Below are 22,466 nucleotides of genomic sequence, written 5' to 3'. Positions count from 1 at the left end.
GGCGGATGGGGAGACGGTGATGGCGGCGATGACGGCACGGGGCCGGACCGAAGTGGTGATGCGCAAGATCGAGACGGCGCTGCTCGACGGCACGTGGCAGGCCGGCGCGCGGCTGCCGGCCGAGCGCGTGCTCGCGCAGCAGTACGGCGTCGCGCGCAATACGGTGCGCGAGGCGACTCAGCGGCTCGTCGCGCGTGGGCTACTGCAGAGCCGGCGCGGCGCGGGCGTGTACGTGACGGACCAGTTGCGCGCGGGCATCGCGTCGCCGTGGGGCCAGCTGGTCGCCGACCACCCGGCGTTGCGCGACGACATTCTCGAATTCCGTCGCGTGCTCGAAGGCGCGACCGCGTATTTCGCGGCGCTGCGCGCCGACGCGAACGACCGGCGCCGGATCCGCACGCTGCTGCGCGAGCTCGAAACCGCGCACGCGAACGACGATGCGGCCGTCGAGGCGTCGGCCGACGCGAAGCTGCACGAGGCGATCGCGCTCGCGTCGCACAACACGATGTTCCTGCACCTGCACACGAGCGTGATCGGGATGCTGCGCGAGCACATCTCGATCAACGTCGCGGGGATGACGACGCACGAGCAGGCATCGGAGCTGCTGCTGCAGCAGCACCGGGTGGTCTGCGACGCGATCTGCGCGCAGCGGCCCGAGGAGGCGCGCACCGCGATGCAGACGCATATCGACTACGTGCGCAGCCACTTCGAGCGAAGCGGCGACGCGCCGTGAGATTGGTTGGACCATGGCCGCCGCAGGCCGCCGTGCCGGGCGCGCGCCGCGGGCGACGCGCGTTTGGCTGCTGCGCGGCGCCGCCTGCGCCGGCCGCGCGATTGACCGGTTCATCCGGCGCCCACTAGAATCGGCTGGAACCGCCTGTCAGCCGCGCGCCGCGGCGATCGCGGACCCGTTGATCCGCCTGTCGAGGAAGCTTCCGTGCTTACGTCTTTGATTCGGCGCGCGCCGGCCGCGCTGTCGTGGCGCGCCGTGTGCCGTCCGGCCCGCGCGCTGATCGTCTGCGCGCTGCTGCCGCTCGTCGCCTGCGCGACGCACCCGCCCGCCACCTCGCTCGATCGCCCCGTCTCCCACGCGTTGTCTGCCGATACCGCGACCCCGCTGCGCGATGCGCTGGCCGCGCCGGAAGCCGCGCATGCGGGGCAGTCGGGCTTCCGGTTGCTGGCCGACGGCGCCACCGCATTGCAGATGCGCATCGCGCTCGCGCGCGCGGCGACGAAGACGCTCGACATGCAGTACTACATCGCGACCGAGGATACGACCGGCAAGCTGCTGCTCGGCGCGGCGCTGTACGCGGCCGATCGCGGCGTGCGCGTGCGGATGCTGGTCGACGACCTGAACTTCCACGACATCGACCGCGTGATGGCCGCGCTGAATACGCACCAGAACATCGAGATCCGCGTGTTCAACCCGTTCGGCGCGTCGCAGCGCGGCGTGGCCGAGCGCACGGCCAACTTCTTCACGCGGATCGACAGCTTCACGCGCCGGATGCACAACAAGGCGATGATCGCGGATAACCAGCTCGCGATCGTCGGCGGCCGCAATCTCGGCGACGAATACTTCAGCGCGAGCCCGACGCTGCAGTTCCGCGATCTCGACGTGCTCGCGGCCGGCCCCGTGACGAACGACATCTCGAAGAGCTTCGACGACTACTGGGCGAGCGCGAGCAGCTATCCGCTGCGCGCGCTGAATCATCAGAAGTTCGATCCGAAGGATCTCGACGCGATGCGCGACGAGCTGCGCGACCACTGGCGCAAGAACGCCGATCCGTACAACGCGAAGCCGCTGAACGCGACGCCGCTCGCGCAGCAGATCGCGCGCAACGAACTCGAACTCGTGTGGGCGCCGGCCGAATTCAAGGTCGATGCGCCGGACAAGGTTGCGCGGCCGACCGACACGTACGTGAGCCCGCCGATGCAGCGCCTGGCCGAGCTGACGCGCGGCGCGCGCAAGGAATTCCTCGCGTTCTCGCCGTACTTCGTGCCGCACGACGCCGGCGTGAAGATCCTCGGCGATACGACCGCGCGCGGCGTGCGCGTCGCGATCGTGACGAATTCGCTCGCGGCGACCGACGCGGTCGCGGTGCAGGCCGGTTATGCGCCTTATCGCGTCCCGCTGCTGCAGCGCGGCGTCGAGCTGTATGAATTCAAGGCGCAGCCGGACCAGCAGCCGACCCGGCTGTTCGGCTCGCGCTCGCGGGCGAGCCTGCATGCGAAGGCGTACGTGATCGACCGGCAAATCCTCGTGATCGGGTCGCTGAACCTCGACCCGCGCTCGGCGCACCTCAACACCGAGCTCGCGCTCGTGATCCACAGCCCGGTGCTCGCGCAGCAGGCCGCGGCGATCTTCGCGCGCGTGACGCAGCCCGACGAAAGCTATCGCGTCACGCTCGCGAAGCAGACTGACGGCGGCCGGCCCGCGCTCGAATGGACCGGCGTCGACGGCGGTCAGCCGGCCACCTATCACGTCGATCCGCATGCCGGGCTGAAGCGCAACGTGATGACCGGCATCTTCATGTTGCTGCCGGTCGACGACCAGTTGTAAGGGCCGGAACGACTCAGGCCAAACCCGCGATTCCGGTGCGCGGGGAAAGGTGATATGGTTGTGTGCGCAACGATATACGCATCGTGACGGCACCGGCGGACGGCTCGCGCAATGCGGGCCGGACCGGCGCCGAACGACGCCGAACGAGCCGCCACGCAGCCCGCGCCGCGTGCGACGCCACCAGACGACCGACGATGCGTGCAGCCGCCCGCGCGGCCACGCCCGTCCGCCACCGGAGTGCCCCATGCAACGTGTACCGAACCAGCCGTTCACGCGTCCCGCCCGTTTCTCCGACGCCGAATGGCAGGCGCGCGTGCAGCTCGCGGCCGCCTACCGGATCTTCGACCATCTCGGCTGGACCGAGCTGATCTACAACCATATCTCGCTGCGCGTGCCGGGCGAGGACGGCCATTTCCTGATCAATCCGTTCGGGCTCCATTACCGCGAGGTATGCGCGTCGAACCTCGTGAAGATCGACATCGACGGCAACGTGATCGGCCATTCCGACTGGCCGATCAACCCGGCGGGCTTCACGTTCCACAGCGCGATCCATGCGGCGCTGCCCGACGCGCACTGCGTGATGCACGTGCATACGACGCCGACGATGGCCGTGTGCTGCTCGCGCGACGGGCTGTCGTTCTCGAACTTCTATTCGGCGCAGCTGTACGGGAAGATCGCGTATCACGATTTCGAGGGCATCACCGTGCATCTCGAGGAAGGGCGGCGCATCGTCGAGAGCGCCGGCGGGCGGCCCGTGCTGCTGCTGCGCAACCACGGGCCCGTGACGATCGGCGCGACGCTCGCGCAGACCTTCTCGCTGATGTGGCTGCTCAATCGCGCGTGCGAGGTGCAGGTCGCGACCCATGCGATCGGCGACGCACTGCCGATCGCGCCGCCGGTGCTCGAGGGCTGCGTGCGCGATTCGCTGAATTTCGATCCGAAGCACGGTGCGGGGCAGGACGCTTTCGACGCATTGCAGCGCATCGTCGATCGCATCGATCCCGGCTATCGCGCGTGATGCAGGCGGCGCGCGCCGGTGACGATGCGCGCATGCCGTGCAGGCAAAAAAAACGCGGCCGGATGGCCGCGTGAATACTCGCAGACTCCTTCGGACGAAGGAAACAAGCAACTGTGAGACGAAGTGTAGCGAAAGGCCGTGCGCGGATTCAGGGCTCCCGCTGCAAAGGTCTCTTCCAGGTTCCGGCAGGCTCGCCGACGACGCGCGGGGCTGCCGGATCGGCGGCGATCGACTACCATCATGTCACGTCCCCGTCCGGGTGGCGTACCACGTCGTACAAGGAGGATTCATGCCGAAGCTGCGTTTGCTCCAGGTGGCGTTGCTCGCGGGCGTGCTGGCTGCCGGCGGTGCCGCTGCCGAAACGGTGCGCCTGTCCGCCAACCTGCAGCCGTCGAGCGAAGTGCCGCCCACCGCGACGAAGGGCTCCGGCGCCGTCGACGCCACCTACGACACCGCCACCCACATGCTGCATTGGACGGCGAGGTACGAACACCTCACGGGGCCGGCGACCGCCGCGCACTTCCACGGGCCCGCGCCGGTCGGCCAGAACGCCGGCGTGCAGGTGCCGGTCCCGAAGGACGAGCTTGCGAGCCCGATGAAGGGCGCGAAGGAGCTCACCGACGCGCAGGTGACCGACCTGATGGGCGGCAAGTGGTACTTCAACGTGCACACGAAGGAGCATCCGTCCGGCGAGATCCGCGGCCAGATGATGCCGGCGAACTGAGCCGGCCGGGCGCGCGCCGGCGTTTGATATAGAGGCTCCCGTCGAGCGGCGCGGCGGCGATCGCACGTACCATCGTCACACTGCGATGACGGAGTGTGTTCGATGAGTTGGCAAAGCAAGTTCGCGTGCTGGCTGCTGCGCTGGCAGTTTCGTCCCGAGACCACGCGCCCGGTGCTCGATCCTGCCCGCGCGCGGCGCTTCACCGACCTGAGAATGATCGTGCCGCGTCGCGCGCCGGCGGGCTACCGGCTGCGCGAGTGCTACGGTCCCGGCGACGCGCCGCTGCGGGGCGAATGGCTCGAACGCACCGACGCCGTCGCCGCTCGCGGGCCCGGCCGCACGCTGCTGTACTTCCACGGCGGCGGCTACTACTTCTGTTCGACGAAAACCCATCGGCCGCTCGTATTCGGCCTCACGAAGCGCGCGGGCGTGCGCTCCTTCTCGCTCGACTATCGGCTCGCACCCGAAAACCGCTTCCCGGCCGCGCTCGACGACGCGCTGGCCGCCTACCGGCAATTGCTCGCGTTCGGCACGCCGCCCGAATCGATCGTGTTCGGCGGCGATTCGGCAGGCGGCGGCCTCGCGCTCGCGACGCTCGTTGCGCTGCGCGATCGCGGCGAACCGTTGCCGGCCGGCGCGATCCTGTTCTCGCCGTGGACCGACCTGGCCGGCACGGGCGGCACGATGCGCAGCAACGACGGCCCCGATCCGATGTTCGCGGGCGCGGCGCTGCCGAAGGCGGCGAAGCTGTATCTTGGAGATGCCTCGGCGACGCAACCGTACGCGTCGCCGTTCTATGCGGATTTCACCGGGCTGCCGCCGCTCTTTATCCAGGTCGGCAGCACCGAGGTGCTGCTCGACGATTCGCGCCGCGTCGCCGACAAGGCGAAGGCGGCCGGCGTGCCGGTGGAGATCGAGGTGTGGCCCGACATGCCGCACGTGTGGCAGCTGTACGCGCCGATGGTGCCCGAGGCGCGCGACGCGCTCGACCGGGCGGCCGCGTTCCTGCGCCGCGTCGCGGTCGAGCGGGCGGTTCAGCGCGTCGGCGAGCCGTCGATCGCCTGATACGCGGCTTTCACGGCCACCGAGCCGTACTTGCGCTCGAGCCGGCGCACGGTGAAGTGGCCGTGCGCCATCTGCTGGAAGTGGTCGATGAACAGCGTGTTGACGGTCGCGCCGAGCACCGCGCCGATCGCCGGGATCGACTTCGCGGCCATCTGCTCGGTGACCTGCACCGAGAAGCGTGACGCGACCGTCTGCACGAGCTTGAACACGGCCGCCGAGCTGTGCGCGGCGATCCCTTTCGTCGTGATGTCCGACGACGCCTTCGAAATCGCCTGCGCGAGCGCGCCGCGCAGCACGAAATAGCCGAGATCGGCGTCCTCTTCGTCCTTGTCCGGGTTGCCGCCCATGCCGAGCACGGCCAGGCACTGCAGCTGCGTATCCACCGACCCAAGGTCCTCGCCCTCGCTGCGCGCGATGTCGCAGACCGAGCGGAAGATCAGCGTGGTCGTCACCGGCAGCTCGACCGGCAGCGCGAGGAAGCCGAATGCGCCGCCCGCCGCGCCTGTGGTCGCGACCGCGAGCTTGTGCAGCAGGTTGCTCGGCTTGTCCGGCTCGGCATCGGGCGTCTGCGGCTTGCCGAGCGTGCGCAGCGCGATGTTCAGGCACTTGCGCAACGCGAGCTGCGTCGCGTCGTTGATCTTGCCGGTCGCGAAGTCCGGCAGCCGCGCGATCATCTTCTCGACCGGCGCGCCCAGCATGCCCGTCAGCTTCATCGTCAGCGACGGGCTTTCCAGCACCTGCTTCGCGCGCCGCAGGGCGTCCTGATCTTCCGGCGACAGCGTCGCGGCAGGCGTGATTGAAATCGGTTCCATCTTTCTCCTTGGCGGCCGGGGCGGGTTGAACCGTCGCCAGCCTAGATTACTCCGGCGTGCTAGAATTTTGAGATTGTTTGACTCGTCAAAAGTTGCATCAGCAAAAAATGGCCGTCCATACTGCCGCCCACCATTCGAGCGGGCAAGTCCTGCCGTTCCGCGAATCGCTGCTGGCGATGATCGGAATCTCGTTCGTCACCATGCTCGTCGCGCTCGACCAGACGGTCGTCGGCACCGCGTTGCCGACCATCGTCGCCGAACTCAGGGGCTTCGACCTGTACGCGTGGGTCGCGACCTCGTACCTGCTCAGTTCCGTGATCACCGTGCCGATCTTCGGCCGCCTCGGCGACTATTACGGCAGAAAGCCGTTTGTCGTCGTGTCGATCGTCGTGTTCACCTGCGCGTCGGTGCTGTGCGGAATGGCGAACGACATGCTGTACCTGGTGCTCGCGCGCGGGCTGCAGGGGATCGGCGGCGGGATGCTGGTCGGCACCGCGTTCGCATGCATTCCCGACCTGTTCCCCGATTCCGTCGTGCGGCTGCGCTGGCAGGTGCTGATGAGTTCCGCGTTCGGCATCGCGAACGCGGTCGGGCCGTCGCTCGGCGGGATCCTGACCCAGTCGTTCGGCTGGCGTTCGGTGTTCTACGTCAACCTGCCGGTCGGCCTGCTGTCGCTGTTCTTCGTGTGGCGCTACCTGCCGCACCTGCGGCATGTCGAGCACGACCGCAAGATGCGGCTCGACTGGCCCGGCGCGCTGCTGATCGCGCTGTCGCTCGGCGCGCTGCAGCTGTTCGTCGAATGGCTGCCGAAGTACGGCGTCATGAGCTGGGCGTCGCTGCTGCTGGTCGTCGCGGTCGGCGCCGGGGTTGGTTTGTGGCGTTGGGAGAAGCGCTGCGCGCAGCCGATCCTGCCGTTCGACATGTTCGGCAACCGCGCGCTGTCGGCGCTGTTCGTGCTCGCGATCCTCGCCGGCTTCTCGATGTTCTCGCTGCTGTTCTACGCGCCGCTGCTGTTCCAGGGCGGCTTCGGGATGTCGCCGAAGGAGGCGGGGCTCGTGATCACGCCGCTCGTCGTGTTCATCACGATCGGCAGCATCATGAACGGCCGCGTCGTCACGCGCATCCGCAATCCGAACGCCATGCTGCACGTCGGTTTCGTGCTGTTCGCGATCACATGCGCGGGCATCGTCGTGTCGACGCACGCGACGCCGACCTGGATGCTGATGGCGCTGATGGTCGCCGGCGGCATCGGTCTCGGTTTCGTGCTGCCCAACCTCACCGTGTTCGCGCAGCAGACGGCCGGCCGCGAGCACCTCGGCATCGCGACCGCGCTGCTGCAGTCGCTGCGCATGGTCGGCGGGATGCTCGGCACGGCGCTGACGGGCACGCTCGTCAACCAGATGTATTCGAGCGGCGTGCGCGATGCGCTGTCGGGCGACCACGCGCTGCAATGGCATGCGCGGCTCGCCGATCCGCAGATCCTGATCGACCGCGCCGCGCAAGGCGGTCTCGTCGCGGAGCTGACCCGCGCCGGGCATAATGGCGCGCTGCTGCTGGAAGCGGCCCGCGAATCGCTGGTCGGCGCGATTCACTTGGGGGTCGCGATGGCGGCCGTCGTCGCCGTGGTGTCGGTGTGGCAGTGCCGCCGCGTCCCGCCGATCGCGCTGCGGCACAAGATCGAGCCGCATGTCGCGGCCGATTGACCGATTCAACGATTCACCGGACACGAATTCAGCGCATGGAAGAACAGGACCGCGTCGCGATCTTGCAGCAATTCGGACGCACGTATCGCGCGTTCATGACCGCGTTCGAAACGAACGTCGGGCAGCCGATGCCGCGCTGGCGGATCATGGTCGCGCTGCACACGATGGGCGGGCATGCGTCGCAGAAGAAGCTCGTCGAAGTGCTGCGCATCGATCCGGGCGCGCTCACGCGCCAGCTGAAATCGCTCGATGCGCTCGGCTGGATCGAGCGCGCGTCCGATGCCCGCGACAACCGCGTGACCAACGTCACGCTGACCGACGCCGGCCGCGCCGCGTTCGACGCGTGCCTGCCGCGTCGCAAGGCGTTCCTCGAACAGACGATGGCGCAACTGCCGGACGACGTGCTGAATGCGCTGTCGGGCGCGCTGGCGATGCTGGAGTCGCGGATCGCGGATGTCGGCTCGCCGCCGGCATCGCATTGAAGCGCCGCGCGGCAAGCAACGCGACGGCGCGCACGCGTCGGCAGATCGCGGCCGGCGCGGCACCTGGGGCGGGCGGGGCGCACAGGGCGCACCAACCCGCCGCCGCCCAGCGTTTCACTTCATCTCATTGCAACTTCATTTACAGCTCGATGCGCGTGCCGAGCAGCACGAGGAATTGCGCGAGCCATGCCGGATGCGCGGGCCACGCGGGTGCGGTGACGAACGGCGCGTCGGTCACGGCCGCATCGACCGGGATGTCCGCGTATTCGCCGCCCGCGAGCTTCACTTCGGGCGCGCAGGCCGGGTAGGCCGAGATGCGCTTGCCGCGGATCACGTCGGCGGCCGCGAGCAGCTGCGCCGCATGGCAGATCGCGGCGATCGGCTTGCCGGCTTCCGCGAACGCGCGCACCAGCGCGATCACCTTCGAATCCAGGCGCAGGTATTCGGGCGCACGGCCGCCCGCGATCGCGAGCGCGTCGTAGCCCGACGCATCGACGTCGTCGAACGTCGCGTTCAGCGTGAACTGGTGGCCGGGTTTTTCGGTGTAGGTCTGGTCGCCCTCGAAATCGTGAATCGCGGTCTTGATCTTGTCGCCCGCGCGCTTGCCCGGGCAGACTGCATCCACGTGATGGCCGACGGCCTGCAGCGCCTGGAACGGCACCATCGTTTCGTAGTCTTCGGCGAAATCACCGGTCAGGAACAGGATCTTCTTCGCGGCCATGGCTTTCTCCATTGAACAGCGTTGAGGGTCCGTTCGCGCCGTGTGCGGCAGACGGGCGCTACGGCGGCGAAGCGGCCCCGAGGACGAAAGCGCAGTGTACTCCGGCAGATTGAAGCGCGCGTGACGGCCGCCCCGCGCGGCGGCGGGGCGGCGTGCGCAAATGTGTCAGAAGAAGGTTTCGACGATTTCCGTCACGCGGAATTGCGGATCGAGGACGAGCAGCTGGCGCCACTTGTCGAACGTCAGGCACGGGTGCGAAATGTCGAACGCGACCATGTCGCCGACCTTCACGTCCGCGCCCGGCGGGATCTGCAGGTACGCGTGCTGGTCCATCATCCCGGTGACGGCCCAGCCTTCGCTCGCGGCGACGTCGCGCGGTGCGCTGTCGCGGCCCGGGCGGAAGTGGCGCGCCGGCTCGGGCAGGCCCGCGTCGAACGCCGCGTCGCGCTTGCCGAGCGCGATGATCGCGCGATCCTGCTCCGGCACCGACTGCACGTACGCCCACAGCTGCAGTGCCGGCAGCAGCCCTTCACCCATCCTGCGGGCGATCGGGTTGCGCGCGAACACGTCGGTCTGCGCCTTCTTGTAGATGCCGACGTCGTGCGTCAGGTAGCAGCCCGGACGCAGCACGACTTCCGCGAAACCGGCGTCGGACGCCTTCGCGAATTCCTCCGCGACCACGTCGTACCACGCCGAGCCGGCGCCCGACAGGATCGCCGGCGTGCGCGCGAAACGGCCGGCTTCGGCCAGCTCGCGCGTGAGCGCGACCGCGTCCTGCAGGAACGCGCGGATCTCGCCTTCCTCCTTCAGCACGCCTTCGTAGAGTTCGATGCCGGCCAGCTTCAGCGTGTCCGGATAGCGCGCGATCGCGTCGAGCACGGCTTTGCGCTGCGCGGCATCGCGCACGCCCGCGCGGCCGCCCGGCACGCCGAGCTCGATCAGCACGTTCAGCGTCTTCTTCGCGTCGCCGAAGAAGCGGCCGAGCTGGTCGACGCTGTCGGCCGAATCGACGAGGCAGAAGAATTCGAAGTCGGGGTCGGACAGCAGCTCCGCGATGATCGTCATGTTCTGGCGGCCGACCAGCTGATTCGCGAGCAGCACGCGCCGCACGCCGCCGTGATACGCGGCCTGCGTCTGGTGCGCGGTCGCGAGCGTGATGCCCCATGCGCCGGCGGCGAGCTGGCGGCGGAACAGTTGCGGCGCCATCGTCGTCTTGCCGTGCGGCGCGAACTGGGCGCCGTACTGCTGGACGAACGCCTGCATCCAGTTCAGATTGTGTTCGATGCGGTCCGCGTACAGCACCGCGGCCGGCAGGCTGACGTCTTCCGCGAGCAGGTTCCACTCGAGGCGGCTTGCGTCGCCGAGCGGCACGCTCGCGCTCGGCAGGTTGCCGAGGCCCTTGCCCAACGGATTGATTGTCGGTTCCTGATAGTTTGTAACTTTCATGTCATCCCGCTCCATCATTACTATGCATTGCACTAAAGTTGACATGCCGATGGTACAGAAAGTAGCATCGGCGCGGTGATGTTATTTAGTAACATAAAGCGCCCACCTTTCAGCAGATGAATTCGCCCGCCACCCCGTCAGCGCCGTTCGCCGCCGAGCACCCGGCTCCGGCCGCCCAGCCGCTCCTCGACATCGTCGCGCGGATCGCCGAATGCGCGCCCGAGCTGCGCGAAGCCGAACGCAAGGTCGCGGCATTCATCCTCGCCGATCTCGCGCGCGCCGCGCATGCGAGCATCGGCGCGCTGGCGCGCGACGCGGGGGTCAGCGTCGCGACGGTCACGCGTTTCGCGAAGGCCGTCGGCTGCCGCGACGTGCGCGAACTGAAGGTGCTCGTCGCGCAGGCCGCGGCCGTCGGCCAGCGCTTCCTCGTGCCGTCAGACGAGCATCCCGAAGAAGACGCGAGCCCGGCGTCGGTCGTCTACGACGAGATCCGCGTGGCGCTCGCGCGCAACCACCAGCTGCTGCGCAACACGTCGTTCGACGCGGCGGCCGACCGGCTGGCCGGCGCGAAGATGGTCTACGTGTACGGGCAGGGCGGCGGTTCGACCGCGCTCGCCGACGAACTGCGCTTCAGGCTCGTGCGCTTCGGCCGGCCGGTCGCGAGCTACCAGGACAGCCTGCTGCAACGCATGGTGGCCGCGACGCTGTCGCGCGACGCCGTGGTCGTCGCGCTGTCGGTGAGCGGGCGCGTGCCCGAGCTGCTCGAGAGCTGCCGCCTCGCGAAGCGCTACGGCGCGACGCTGATCGCGATCACCGCGCCGGCTTCGCCGCTCGCGAAGCTCGCCGACCACCTGATCCCGGTCGTCGCGTTCGAAACCGATTTCATTTACAAGCCTTCGACATCGCGCTACGCGATGATGATGGCGATCGACGTGCTCGTCACCGGAGTCGCGCTGCGGCTCGGCGATGCGGGCCGAGAATCGCTGCGCCGCATCAAGCATGCGCTCGATGCGCACCGCGGCGGCGGAGACCGTCAACCGGTAGGAGACTGACCATGCATTCGCATCCCGAAGCCGCCGATACGCTGATCGTCGGTGCGCAGCTGTACGACGGCACCGGCGCACCGCCCGTCACGCGCGACGTCGCGATCCGCAACGGCGTGATCGCGGCGATCGGCAACCTGTCGAACTGGCTCGCCGAAACCGTCGTCGATGCGAACGGCCGCGCGCTCGCGCCGGGCTTCGTTGACGTGCACACGCACGACGACACGCACGTGATCCGCGCGCCGGAGATGCTGCCGAAGATCTCGCAGGGCGTGACGACCGTGATCGTCGGCAACTGCGGGATCAGCGCGTCGCCGGTGACGCTCGCGGGCGATCCGCCCGATCCGATGAACCTGCTCGGTGATCGCGACGCGTTCCGCTACCCGACCTTCGCCGCCTATGTCGCGGCCGTGAACGATGCGCGTCCGGCCGTCAACGTCGCGGCGCTCGTCGGGCACACCGCGCTGCGCAACAACCAGATGGATCGCCTCGACCGCGCGGCGACCGACGGCGAAATCGCCGGGATGCGCACGCAGCTCGAGGAGGCGCTCGCGAACGGGGCGCTCGGGCTGTCGTCGGGCCTGGCCTACGGCTCCGCGTTCGCGGCGCCGGCCGAGGAAGTGATGGCGCTCGCCGAGCCGCTCGCGAATGCGGGCGCGCTGTACACGACGCACATGCGGACCGAGTTCGACGCGATCCTCGACGCGATGGACGAGGCCTATCGCGTCGGCCGTCACGCGCAGGTGCCGGTCGTGATCTCGCACCTGAAGTGCGCGGGCCCGTCGAACTGGGGGCGCAGCACCGAGGTGCTCGCGTCGCTCGAGGGCGCGCGCCGCTACCAGCCGGTCGGCTGCGACTGCTATCCGTACAGCCGCAGTTCGTCGACGCTCGACCTGAAGCAGGTGACGGGCGACATCGACATCACGATCACGTGGTCGGAGCCGCATCCGGAAGTCGCCGGCAAGCTGTTGAAGGCGATCGCGGCCGACTGGGGCGTGACCGAGCAGGAGGCCGCGCAGCGGATCCGCCCGGCCGGCGCCGTGTACCACAACATGTCCGAGGACGACGTGCGCCGGATCCTGTCGCACCCGGCGACGATGGTCGGCTCGGACGGCCTGCCGAACGATCCGCTGCCGCACCCGCGGCTGTGGGGCGCGTTCCCGCGCGTGCTCGGCCATTACGTGCGCGACACGAACCTGCTGCCGCTCGAGGAAGCGATCCGCAAGATGACGTCGCTGTCCGCGCGCCGCTACGGGATCGCGGGGCGCGGCGAAGTGCATGTCGGCTACCACGCGGATCTCGTGCTGTTCGATCCGGCGCGCGTGATCGATGCCGCGACGTTCGACAAGCCGCAGCAACCCGCGCACGGGATCGACGCGGTGTGGGTGAACGGCGTGCTGACCTATGAGAACGGCCAGCCGACCGGCGAGCGCGCCGGCGGTTTCGTCGCGCGCGGCGAGCGCGTGCCGGCGAGTGCCGACGCCGCGTTCTGAGCGCGGTCTCCAACCGATTTGCCGCGTGCGCCATGTCGGCGCGCGCATCCGCAACCGTGCGTTGCATGGGCTGGCGCGGGCGCTGACGTGCCGATGCCGGTCGACAAACCAGGAGTGAAACGATGAAGCGATATGGCGTGGGCGAAGCGAAGGGTACCGGCGGCCAGGTGATGCCGTTTGCACGCGCGGTCGAGGCCGACGGCTGGCTGTACGTGTCGGGCCAGACGCCGATGGTGAACGGCGAGGTCGTCGAAGGCGGGATCGTCACGCAGTCGAAGCAGACGATCGAGAACGTGATCGCGATCCTGAAGGAAGCCGGCTACGGCCTCGAGCACGTCGTGCGCTGCGGCGTGTGGCTCGACGACGCACGCGATTTCGCGTCGTTCAACAAGGTGTTCGTGTCGTACTTCGGCGAGCATCCGCCGGCACGCGCGTGCGTGCAGTCGAGCATGGTCATCGACTGCAAGGTCGAGGTCGACTGCATCGCTTACAAGGCGCCGGCGAAGTAACGCGGCAAGCGCCAAAGTGGTACGACAGGGCCGGTGCATTGGTATGCACCGGCCTTTTTCATTATGGCGAAGTCGACGCGTGGCGGAGGAACTGGTGAGCGGATAAGCGGAGGTGTTCACGTACGGTTGGGCCGAAGCCGGATGGAACCCCACCGGAATTTTGCATTGTGTGACGAATTTTTTTCAGCGTGCTTAACGTGACGGATCCGTATGGTGGGCGGTGACGGCGATTTGCGCTGCTGCATGGCACGATCGCGAGGTACGACAGTCTGGTCAGACCCGGAGGTAAGGTGTTTTGATGGAGAAGGTGCGTTGGGACGAGATAGAGGTTTTCGTTCGATCAGCGGCCGGGCTTGGCAAATCGGTGCGGTTGTCTCCGGCCACACGGCTTTGGGAGGATCTCGGTCAGACCGGCGACGAAGCCGACGATTTCATGGGGCATTTTTTCGAGCGCTTTTCCATCGATACAGGCGACTTCGATTTTCATCGCTATTTCCTGATGGAAGGCGAGGGGATGCTCTATTCGTTGTTCCGGCGCTGGATGCTTCGGAAACCGCACGATCTCAAACGGGAATCGGTCACGCTTGCGATGCTGTACCACGCAGCGGTTGAACGTAAATGGGATGCCGGACGATTGGCCGAGTTGCCGTGAAAGTCCGGGCGAGGGGAGCGTGCGTGACGGGTGACGACAGGAACGCAGGCGATTGGCGGAGCGATTGCGGCGATATGATGTAATCGAACCATGGGGTATTGAATGCTTTTGATTGATTCCACTGGGATGGTTGTGAGCCCACGCGTAGCACGTGTCAGAAAGGTTCAGATCGAGCGCGGTGCGATGCAGAGAATCAGCGGGATCGTCGTCCATCAAACGGGCGGTTCAACCGCCGCCTCTGCGCTCAATAGCTATCAGAATGCATTTGCTACCGGGGCGCATTTCTTGATTGAAAAAGACGGGACGATTTACCAGACTGCTTCTTTGAAGAAGCAGGCTTGGCATGTTGGTCGAATCAAGGCGCGCTGCGTTGCCGAATTGCGTTGCACGCCAGTCGAACTGGAGCAACTTCGCCGTTTTGACCCACGTGGTGAAAACCAGCGGGAGATGCGCAAGGCGGTTCCGGACCGTTACCCTTCCAATACAGACAGCATTGGCGTGGAGCTGGTCGGTGAAGCGTTACCGCTGAATGAGCCGAATCCGGATCGACGAACTTACATCGCGGCGCCGGAGGCTCAGAATGATTCGCTTCGCTGGCTCATCCATGAACTTTCGGTAACGCTGCAGGTTCCGATGTCCGAGGTCTTTCGCCACCCGACAGTATCGCGGAAAAACCGGACGGAGGCGGCGGGGGCGCAATGGTGACTCGGATCGCAGTTTTTATGTTGACGTTCTTGCTCACCCACAGTGCGGTTGCGGGCGCGCAATCCGATCGGGTGATGCCCCGCCGGGCCGTCCCCACTGTTGGGCCGGAGTCGGTCGAAATCGTCAGGAACGGTGCGTGGTCGGCCGACATCAGTGGGGACGAAACCGCGGATATGTGCCGTACGTTCGTTCTTCGGCAGGCGGATGTCAGCGCGTTTTTCAAGCGTGCGAACCGCGTAACGGAACGGGCGTACAGCCATGACCTGGACGCCGCGAATTGCTATGCCGAAGGTCAAGCACGTCTTGCGGATGGGGGCACTGCGAAATGGAAGATAGACCAAGCAAGGCGCGGCTACATTTCGATGCCCGATGGTCGAACCATCTACTTGTATTGTCCGAAGTGCCGAGCCGACGTGTTCGCACCGAATTAGACAGACGCCTGTTCCGCAAGCAGTAGGTATTGGCGGGCCGACGAATGCCCGCCAAATCCACCCATTTACTGCCGCGCAGTCCGTGCGTTGTCCGGCATCGGCTGGTTGTAGTTCGTGCGGAACGGGTTGATGTCCAGCCCGCCGCGGCGCGTATAGCGCGCATACACCGCCAGCTTCAACGGTTTGCACGCATGCAGGATGTCGAGGAAGATGCGCTCGACGCACTGCTCGTGAAAGCCCGTGTGATTGCGGAACGAAATGATGTAGCGCAGCAGGCCCGCATGGTCGATCTGCGGCCCGACGTAGTGGATCTGCACGCTGCCCCAGTCGGGCTGGCCGGTGACCGGGCAATTCGAGCGCAGCAGGTCGGACACGAGCGTCTCCTCGACCGGCGCTTCGTCCTGGGCGGCCGACAGCAGCGACGGATCCGGTTCGTACACGTCGGTGTCGAGGTCGAGCCGGTCGAGCGACAGCCCGTCGAGCTCTTCCATCTGGAGCTTGCCGAAGTCGTGCGGCGACACGAGCTGCACCGACACGCTCGCGCCGCACGCGGCCGACACGTCACGCTTCAGCGTGTCGCGCACCGCGTCGACCGAGTCGAACTTCGATTGGGCGAGCGAGCCGAGATACAGCTTGAACGACTTCGATTCGACGATGTTCGGCGATTCGGCCGGCACGTAGAACGTCGCGACCGCGAGCTGCGGCTTGCCGCGCGCGTTGAGCCACGACAGTTCGTACGCGTTCCAGATGTCGGTGCCGAAGAACGGCGGCGCCGACGTGATGCCGAGCTGCTGGCGCGCGCCGGCGCGCGGGATCGGGAACAGCAGCGACGCGTCGTACTGGGCGGCATAGACGGTGGCCTTGCCGAGCGGGGAGTGTTCGGGATTCATTGCGCGAAGCCTTTACGACAGGAAGAGCCGGTACGCCGGATTGGCGCTCTCTTCGACATACGGATAGCCGAGCGCCGCGAGGAAGCGTTCGAACTCGGCGCGATCGGCCTGCGGCACCTGCAGCCCGACGAGGATCGAGCTGTAGTCCGCACCCTGGTTACGGTAATGAAACAGGCTGATGTTCCAGTCCGGCGCCATCGACGACAGGAACTTCATCAGCGCGCCCGGCCGTTCCGGGAATTCGAAGCGGAACAGGCGTTCGTCGAGCGCGAGCGGCGAGCGGCCGCCCACCATGTAGCGGATGTGTTCCTTCGACAGCTCGTCGTGCGTCAGGTCGACGGTCTTGAAGCCGTGCGACTCGAAATTCGCGGCGATCTCGGCCGATTCGCCGCGCCGCTTGATCTGCACGCCGACGAAGATATGCGCGGCCTGCGCATCGGCGATCCGGTAGTTGAACTCGGTGACGTTGCGTTCGCCGACGAGCGAGCAGAAGCGCTTGAAGCTGCCGCGCTCCTCGGGGATCGTGACCGCGAACACGGCCTCGCGCGCCTCGCCGACTTCCGCGCGTTCAGCGACGAAACGCATCCGGTCGAAGTTCATGTTCGCGCCGGACGTGACCGCGACGAGCGTCTGGTTCTCGATCCCTTCGCGTTCCGCGTAGCATTTCGCGCCCGCGACCGCGAGCGCGCCGGACGGCTCGAGCACGCTGCGCGTATCCTGGAACACGTCCTTGATCGCCGCGCACAGCGCGTCGGTGTCGACCGTCATGACGCCGTCGAGGAATTCGCGGCAGAGCCGGAAGGTTTCCTCGCCGACCAGCTTCACCGCGGTGCCGTCCGCGAACAGCCCGACCTCGCTCAGCTCGACGCGCTCGCCTTTCTGCAGCGACTGCGCCATCGCGCACGAATCCTCGGCCTGCACGCCGAACACCTTGATCTCCGGCCGCACCGCCTTGACGTACGCAGCCACGCCGGCCGCGAGGCCGCCGCCGCCGATCGGCACGAAGATCGCGTGAATCGGGCCCTGGTGCTGCCGCAGGATTTCCATCGCGATCGTGCCCTGGCCGGCGATCACGTACGGATCGTCGAACGGGTGGACGAACGTGAGGTCGCGTTCGGCCTGTACCTTCACGGCGTGCGCGTACGCATCGCTGTACGACTCGCCCGCCTGGATCACCTCGACGCTCGGGCCGCCGTGCGCGCGCACCGCGTCGACCTTCACCTGCGGCGTCGTGACGGGCACGACGATCACCGCCTTGATGCCCATCCGGGCCGCCGAGAACGCGACGCCCTGCGCATGATTGCCGGCCGATGCCGTGATCACGCCGCGCGCGAGCGCGTCGGCCGGAAGGTGCGCCATCTTGTTGTACGCGCCGCGCAGCTTGAACGAGAACACCGGCTGGTTGTCCTCGCGCTTCAGGTACACGGGGTTGCGCAGCCGGGCCGACAGGTTGCGGGCGGGTTCGAGTTCCGTCTCGAGCGCGACGTCGTAGACGCGCGCGGTGAGGATTTTCTTCAGGTAATCGTGGGATGCCATGGGCGCTCGCGTGCGGTGCGGAAGCAGACGGTAAAGGATCAATGATAGCGCCAAGGGTCCGCCCGCATGCAAGCGGCATGCCGGGCGCCCCGTCGCGAAACCGCGCCGGCGGGCGTGTTTGCCGCGCGACGCGTCCCTGTTTACCGGCTTAACCGCATGGTTACCGACCGGACGGACGGCAAATGCCGCCGCGAAATCGTGCCGAACCAGGCCTGGTGCGGGTTGCGGCGAAAGCCCCACGACCTGTCCGGCCTGTCACGGACGGGCCGATCATGGGTTAGAATTCTGTTTTGAATCAAGGATCGGAAGATGCAGAGGCACCCTCGGATCGCCCCGTTGAAGCCGACGCCGCGCGCAGCCAGCCCTGCGGCGGAGCGGCATGCGCGCCGCGCGCGATCGTGCTGATGGCTCCGAGTGCCGCCAGGCCCTGCCAACCCGGAACGGTGAGTCCAGACCCGCTCCGGCCCCATGCGAGATAGTCGCGCGCCTGGCACCAGAACAGATTTCCCCAAGATTGCGCCTACGCGCTTGCCGACGCCCGTGCACGGTGTATCGGCCCTCCGAGTCGTCCGAACATGAACGCACCACAAGTTTTCGATCCGCATGGCGCGGCCGCCGCCGTCGCCGCCGAACCCGCGCCCCGACTGCGCGAGATTCCCTATAACTACACGTCCTTCTCCGACCGCGAGATCGTGATCCGCCTGCTCGGCGCGGAGGCGTGGTCGGTGCTCGACGAGCTGCGCGCCGAACGCCGCACGGGCCGCTCGGCACGGATGCTGTATGAAGTGCTCGGCGACATCTGGGTCGTGCGCCGCAACCCGTACCTGCAGGACGACCTGCTCGACAACCCGAAGCGCCGCGCGCTCCTGATCGAGGCGCTGAACCACCGTCTGACCGAGATCGGCAAGCGCCGCCGCGCCGACCTCACCGCGCACCACGACGACGCGGGCCGCGAACGCGCGGGACGTGTCGAAATGCTCGAGGCCGCCGCGCAGCGCGCGGTCGACGAATTTGCCGACGAATTCGACAAGATGGCCGACCTGCGCCGCCGCGCGACCAAGGCGCTCGGCCGCTGCACGCAGAAGGACAACATCCGCTTCGACGGGCTGTCGCGCGTGTCGCACGTGACCGATGCGACCGACTGGCGCGTCGAATACCCGTTCGTCGTGCTGACCCCCGATACCGAAGCCGAGATCGCGGCACTGATCAAGGCCTGCTTCGAGCTCGGCCTGACCGTGATCCCGCGCGGCGGTGGCACCGGCTACACGGGCGGCGCGGTGCCGCTCACGCCGTTCTCCGCGGTGATCAACACCGAGAAGCTCGAACAGCTCGGCGCGGTCGAGCTCACCGAACTGCCGGGCGTCGCGCACAAGGTGCCGACGATCTTCTCCGGCGCGGGCGTCGTCACGCGCCGCGTGACGGAAGCGGCCGAAGCGGCCGGCTACGTGTTCGCGGTCGATCCGACCTCGCTCGATGCATCGTGCATCGGCGGCAACGTCGCGATGAACGCCGGCGGCAAGAAGGCCGTGCTGTGGGGCACCGCGCTCGACAACCTGGCCTGGTGGCGGATGGTCGACCCGGACGGCAACTGGCTCGAAGTCACGCGCCACGAGCACAACCAGGGCAAGATCCACGACATCCCGGTCGCGCGCTTCGAGCTGAAGTGGTTCGACGGCGCGTATGCGCCGGGCGAGAAGCTGCTGAAGAGCGAGATGCTCGAGATCGAAGGCCGCCGGTTCCGCAAGGAAGGCCTCGGCAAGGACGTCACCGACAAGTTCCTCGCCGGCCTGCCGGGCGTGCAGAAGGAAGGCTGCGACGGGCTGATCACGTCCGCGCGCTGGGTGCTGCACAAGATGCCCGCGCACACGCGCACCGTCTGTCTCGAATTCTTCGGCCAGGCGCGCGAGGCGATCCCGAGCATCGTCGAAATCAAGGACTACCTGTTCGAGACGTCGAAGCAGGGCGGCGCGATCCTCGCGGGCCTCGAGCACCTCGACGAGCGCTACCTGCGCGCGGTCGGCTACGCGACCAAGAGCAAGCGCAACGCCTTCCCCAAGATGGTGCTGATCGGCGACATCGTCGGCGACGACGCCGATGCGGTCGCGCAAGCGACGTCCGAAGTGATCCGGATGGCGAACGGCAAGAGCGGCGAAGGCTTCGTCGCGGTCAGCGCGGAGGCGCGCAAGCGCTTCTGGCTCGACCGCAGCCGCACGGCCGCGATCGCGAAGCACACGAACGCGTTCAAGATCAACGAGGACGTCGTCATCCCGCTGAACCGGATGGGCGAGTACACCGACGGCATCGAGCGGATCAACATCGAGCTGTCGCTGAAGAACAAGCTGCAACTGGTCGACGCGCTCGAGGCGTTCTTCCGCGCCGGCAACCTGCCGCTCGGCAAGACCGACGACGCGAACGAGATCCCGAGCGCCGAACTGCTCGAGGATCGCGTCCAGCAGGCGCTGGAGTTGCTCAAGCGCGTGCGTGCACGCTGGGAATTCGTGCGCGACCGGCTCGACCAGCCGCTGCGCGAGGCGCAGCACTACCTCGTGCAGCTCGGCTACGAGGCGCTCGCCGAGAAGTTCGCCGATCGGGCGGACGAGCAGCCGGGCGCGACCGTGTTCCACATCACGCAGGACCGCACGGTCCGCATCTCGTGGAAGCAGGAGATCCGCGCGGAGCTGCGCGCGATCTTCAACGGCGGCGCGTTCAAGCAGATCCTCGACGAAGCGCAGGCGATCCACAAGCGCGTGCTGCGCGGCCGCGTGTTCGTCGCGCTGCACATGCACGCGGGCGACGGCAACGTCCACACCAACATCCCGGTCAACTCCGACAACTACGAGATGCTGCAGGACGCGCACGCGTCGGTCGCACGCATCATGAAGCTCGCGCGCTCGCTCGACGGCGTGATCTCCGGCGAACACGGGATCGGCATCACGAAGCTCGAGTTCCTGACCGACGACGAGATCGCCGAATTCCGCGCGTACAAGCAGCGCGTCGACCCGCACGGCCGCTTCAACAAGGGCAAGCTGCTCGACGGCGCCGACCTGCGCAACGCGTACACGCCGAGCTTCGGGCTGATGGGCTACGAGTCGCTGATCATGCAGCAGTCCGACATCGGCGCGATCGCCGATTCGGTGAAGGACTGCCTGCGCTGCGGCAAGTGCAAGCCGGTGTGCGCGACCCACGTGCCGCGCGCGAACCTGCTGTACAGCCCGCGCAACAAGATCCTCGCGACTTCGTTGCTGGTCGAGGCGTTCCTGTATGAGGAACAGACGCGCCGCGGCGTGTCGATCAAGCACTGGGACGAGTTCAACGACGTGGCCGACCACTGCACGGTGTGCCACAAGTGCGCGACGCCGTGCCCGGTGAAGATCGACTTCGGCGACGTCACGATGAACATGCGCAACCTGTTGCGCAAGATGGGCAAGAAGAAATTCAACGCCGGCAATGCGGCGGGCATGTTCTTCCTGAACGCGACCAACCCGCAGACGATCAACATCGCGCGCGGCGCGATGATGGGCGTCGGCTACAAGGTGCAGCGCTTCGCGAACGACATGCTGAAGAAGGTCGTGACGAAGCAGACGCAGCACCCGCCGGCGACGGTCGGCAAGCCGCCTGTCGTCGAGCAGGTGATCCACTTCGTCAACAAGAAGATGCCGGGCAACCTGCCGAAGAAGACGGCGCGCGCGCTGCTCGACATCGAGGACAACAAGATCGTGCCGATCATCCGCAACCCGAAGTCGACCACGGTCGATTCGGAAGCGGTGTTCTACTTCCCGGGCTGCGGCTCCGAGCGCCTGTTCTCGCAGGTCGGCCTCGCGACGCAGGCGATGCTGTGGGAAGCGGGCGTGCAGACGGTGCTGCCGCCGGGCTACCTGTGCTGCGGTTATCCGCAGCGCGGCTCGGGCCAGTACGACAAGGCCGAGAAGATCGTCACCGACAACCGCGTGCTGTTCCACCGGGTCGCCAACACGCTGAACTACCTCGACATCAAGACGGTGGTCGTGTCGTGCGGCACCTGCTACGACCAGCTTGCAGGCTACGAATTCGACAAGATCTTCCCGGGCTGCCGGATCATCGACATCCACGAGTTCCTGCTCGAGAAGGGGATGAAGCTCGACGGCGTGACGGGCACGCGCTACATGTATCACGACCCGTGCCACACGCCGATCAAGACGATGGATCCGGTCAAGCTCGTCAACGAGCTGATGGGCGCGGAGAAGGACGGCTACAAGATCGAGAAGAACGATCGCTGTTGCGGCGAATCGGGCACGCTCGCGGTCACGCGTCCGGACATCTCCACGCAGGTCCGCTTCCGCAAGGAAGAGGAAATCCGCAAGGGTGCCGCGAAGCTGCGCAGCATCCCGGTCGTGGCCGGCAACGCGCCGGCGCCGGCCGCGGCCGCGAACGGCCCGGACGTGAAGATCCTGACGAGCTGCCCGTCGTGCCTGCAGGGCCTGTCGCGCTACAACGAGGACGCGAACGTCGAGGCCGACTACATCGTGGTCGAAATCGCGCGCCAGGTGCTCGGCGAGAACTGGATGGCCGACTATGTCGCCCACGCGAACAATGGCGGGATCGAGCGCGTGCTGGTCTAATGCGGGCATGACGACCGCCCGGCCGGGCTTGGGATGAGCGGGCGCCGGCGTACCAGCGCCGGCGCCCGTCCACATGGG

At 67.2% G+C, this 22,466-nt stretch carries 18 protein-coding genes; 13 read left to right on the top strand and 5 right to left on the bottom strand.

Annotation, left to right across the window (positions count from 1 at the left end; translation table 11 throughout):
* Window positions 1-19: 19 nt before the first annotated feature.
* From ACVK00_RS12130 to ACVK00_RS12110, 5 genes are all read left to right on the top strand, one after another.
* Window positions 20-733, top strand: coding sequence for a FadR/GntR family transcriptional regulator (locus tag ACVK00_RS12130; RefSeq protein ID WP_166726735.1), 714 nt, complete (start codon window positions 20-22; stop codon window positions 731-733).
* A gap of 204 nt (window positions 734-937) precedes the next feature.
* Entirely contained in the window at window positions 938-2,560 is a 1,623-nt protein-coding gene (locus tag ACVK00_RS12125; protein ID WP_284894683.1) for a phospholipase D family protein, read from the top strand.
* A gap of 244 nt (window positions 2,561-2,804) precedes the next feature.
* Complete coding sequence (locus tag ACVK00_RS12120; RefSeq protein WP_228905692.1) at window positions 2,805-3,578, top strand: class II aldolase/adducin family protein; 774 nt, start codon at window positions 2,805-2,807, stop codon at window positions 3,576-3,578.
* Between the two features lie 289 nt (window positions 3,579-3,867).
* Entirely contained in the window at window positions 3,868-4,302 is a 435-nt protein-coding gene (locus tag ACVK00_RS12115) for a CHRD domain-containing protein (RefSeq protein WP_284894684.1), read from the top strand.
* A 102-nt stretch (window positions 4,303-4,404) separates the two neighbouring features.
* Window positions 4,405-5,367, top strand: coding sequence for an alpha/beta hydrolase (locus ACVK00_RS12110; protein WP_284894685.1), 963 nt, complete (start codon window positions 4,405-4,407; stop codon window positions 5,365-5,367).
* On the opposite strand, the gene ACVK00_RS12105 is transcribed toward ACVK00_RS12110, so the two are convergent.
* Window positions 5,337-6,179 carry an EcsC family protein gene (locus ACVK00_RS12105; protein ID WP_011657912.1) on the bottom strand — a complete coding sequence of 281 codons (843 nt, stop codon included), beginning with the start codon at window positions 6,177-6,179 and terminating at the stop codon, window positions 5,337-5,339. The genes ACVK00_RS12110 and ACVK00_RS12105 overlap by 31 nt on opposite strands.
* Window positions 6,180-6,286: 107 nt before the next feature.
* Between ACVK00_RS12105 and ACVK00_RS12100 the strand changes: the two genes are divergently transcribed.
* Window positions 6,287-7,882: an MDR family MFS transporter gene (locus tag ACVK00_RS12100; protein ID WP_228905689.1), complete on the top strand. Its 1,596-nt coding sequence runs from the start codon at window positions 6,287-6,289 to the stop codon at window positions 7,880-7,882.
* A 35-nt stretch (window positions 7,883-7,917) separates the two neighbouring features.
* Complete coding sequence (locus ACVK00_RS12095; RefSeq protein WP_284894686.1) at window positions 7,918-8,364, top strand: MarR family winged helix-turn-helix transcriptional regulator; 447 nt, start codon at window positions 7,918-7,920, stop codon at window positions 8,362-8,364.
* A 139-nt stretch (window positions 8,365-8,503) separates the two neighbouring features.
* Here the strand turns inward: ACVK00_RS12095 and ACVK00_RS12090 are convergent, their stop codons facing one another.
* Window positions 8,504-9,085, bottom strand: a complete 582-nt coding sequence (locus ACVK00_RS12090; protein ID WP_006751950.1) for a DJ-1/PfpI family protein — start codon at window positions 9,083-9,085, stop codon at window positions 8,504-8,506.
* 165 nt (window positions 9,086-9,250) lie between these two features.
* Entirely contained in the window at window positions 9,251-10,531 is a 1,281-nt protein-coding gene (locus tag ACVK00_RS12085; protein ID WP_284894687.1) for an amino acid deaminase, read from the bottom strand.
* A 116-nt stretch (window positions 10,532-10,647) separates the two neighbouring features.
* Here ACVK00_RS12085 and ACVK00_RS12080 point away from each other — a divergent pair, with 116 nt between their 5' ends.
* The 5 genes from ACVK00_RS12080 to ACVK00_RS12060 all read left to right on the top strand — a co-directional run bounded on the left by ACVK00_RS12080 (window position 10,648) and on the right by ACVK00_RS12060 (window position 14,933).
* Window positions 10,648-11,583, top strand: a complete 936-nt coding sequence (locus ACVK00_RS12080) for a MurR/RpiR family transcriptional regulator (protein WP_284894688.1) — start codon at window positions 10,648-10,650, stop codon at window positions 11,581-11,583.
* A 2-nt stretch (window positions 11,584-11,585) separates the two neighbouring features.
* On the top strand, window positions 11,586-13,067 hold the full coding sequence (locus ACVK00_RS12075; protein ID WP_228905685.1) for an N-acyl-D-amino-acid deacylase family protein: 1,482 nt from the start codon (window positions 11,586-11,588) through the stop codon (window positions 13,065-13,067).
* Window positions 13,068-13,189: 122 nt separating this feature from the next.
* On the top strand, window positions 13,190-13,576 hold the full coding sequence (locus tag ACVK00_RS12070; RefSeq protein ID WP_006751946.1) for a RidA family protein: 387 nt from the start codon (window positions 13,190-13,192) through the stop codon (window positions 13,574-13,576).
* Window positions 13,577-13,874: 298 nt separating this feature from the next.
* Window positions 13,875-14,228, top strand: coding sequence for a DUF1493 family protein (locus ACVK00_RS12065; protein WP_284894694.1), 354 nt, complete (start codon window positions 13,875-13,877; stop codon window positions 14,226-14,228).
* Window positions 14,229-14,330: 102 nt separating this feature from the next.
* Window positions 14,331-14,933 (top strand): peptidoglycan recognition protein family protein, encoded by a 603-nt coding sequence (locus ACVK00_RS12060; RefSeq protein ID WP_456826951.1) that lies wholly within the window; start codon window positions 14,331-14,333, stop codon window positions 14,931-14,933.
* 496 nt (window positions 14,934-15,429) lie between these two features.
* Here the strand turns inward: ACVK00_RS12060 and queF are convergent, their stop codons facing one another.
* Both queF and ilvA read right to left on the bottom strand, forming a co-directional pair.
* Entirely contained in the window at window positions 15,430-16,254 is an 825-nt protein-coding gene (gene queF / locus ACVK00_RS12055; protein ID WP_284894697.1) for an NADPH-dependent 7-cyano-7-deazaguanine reductase QueF, read from the bottom strand.
* Window positions 16,255-16,266: 12 nt separating this feature from the next.
* A complete protein-coding gene (ilvA, locus tag ACVK00_RS12050; protein ID WP_166725167.1) occupies window positions 16,267-17,790 on the bottom strand; it encodes a threonine ammonia-lyase, biosynthetic in 1,524 nt (507 codons plus the stop codon).
* Window positions 17,791-18,365: 575 nt separating this feature from the next.
* Here ilvA and ACVK00_RS12045 point away from each other — a divergent pair.
* Window positions 18,366-22,388: a DUF3683 domain-containing protein gene (locus ACVK00_RS12045; RefSeq protein ID WP_228905680.1), complete on the top strand. Its 4,023-nt coding sequence runs from the start codon at window positions 18,366-18,368 to the stop codon at window positions 22,386-22,388.
* Window positions 22,389-22,466: the final 78 nt, after the last annotated feature.

Source organism: Burkholderia sp. PvR073 (genome assembly GCF_054055695.1).
The sequence above is the reverse complement of the archived record's forward strand: the minus strand, read 5'-3'. Positions and strand labels throughout refer to the sequence as shown.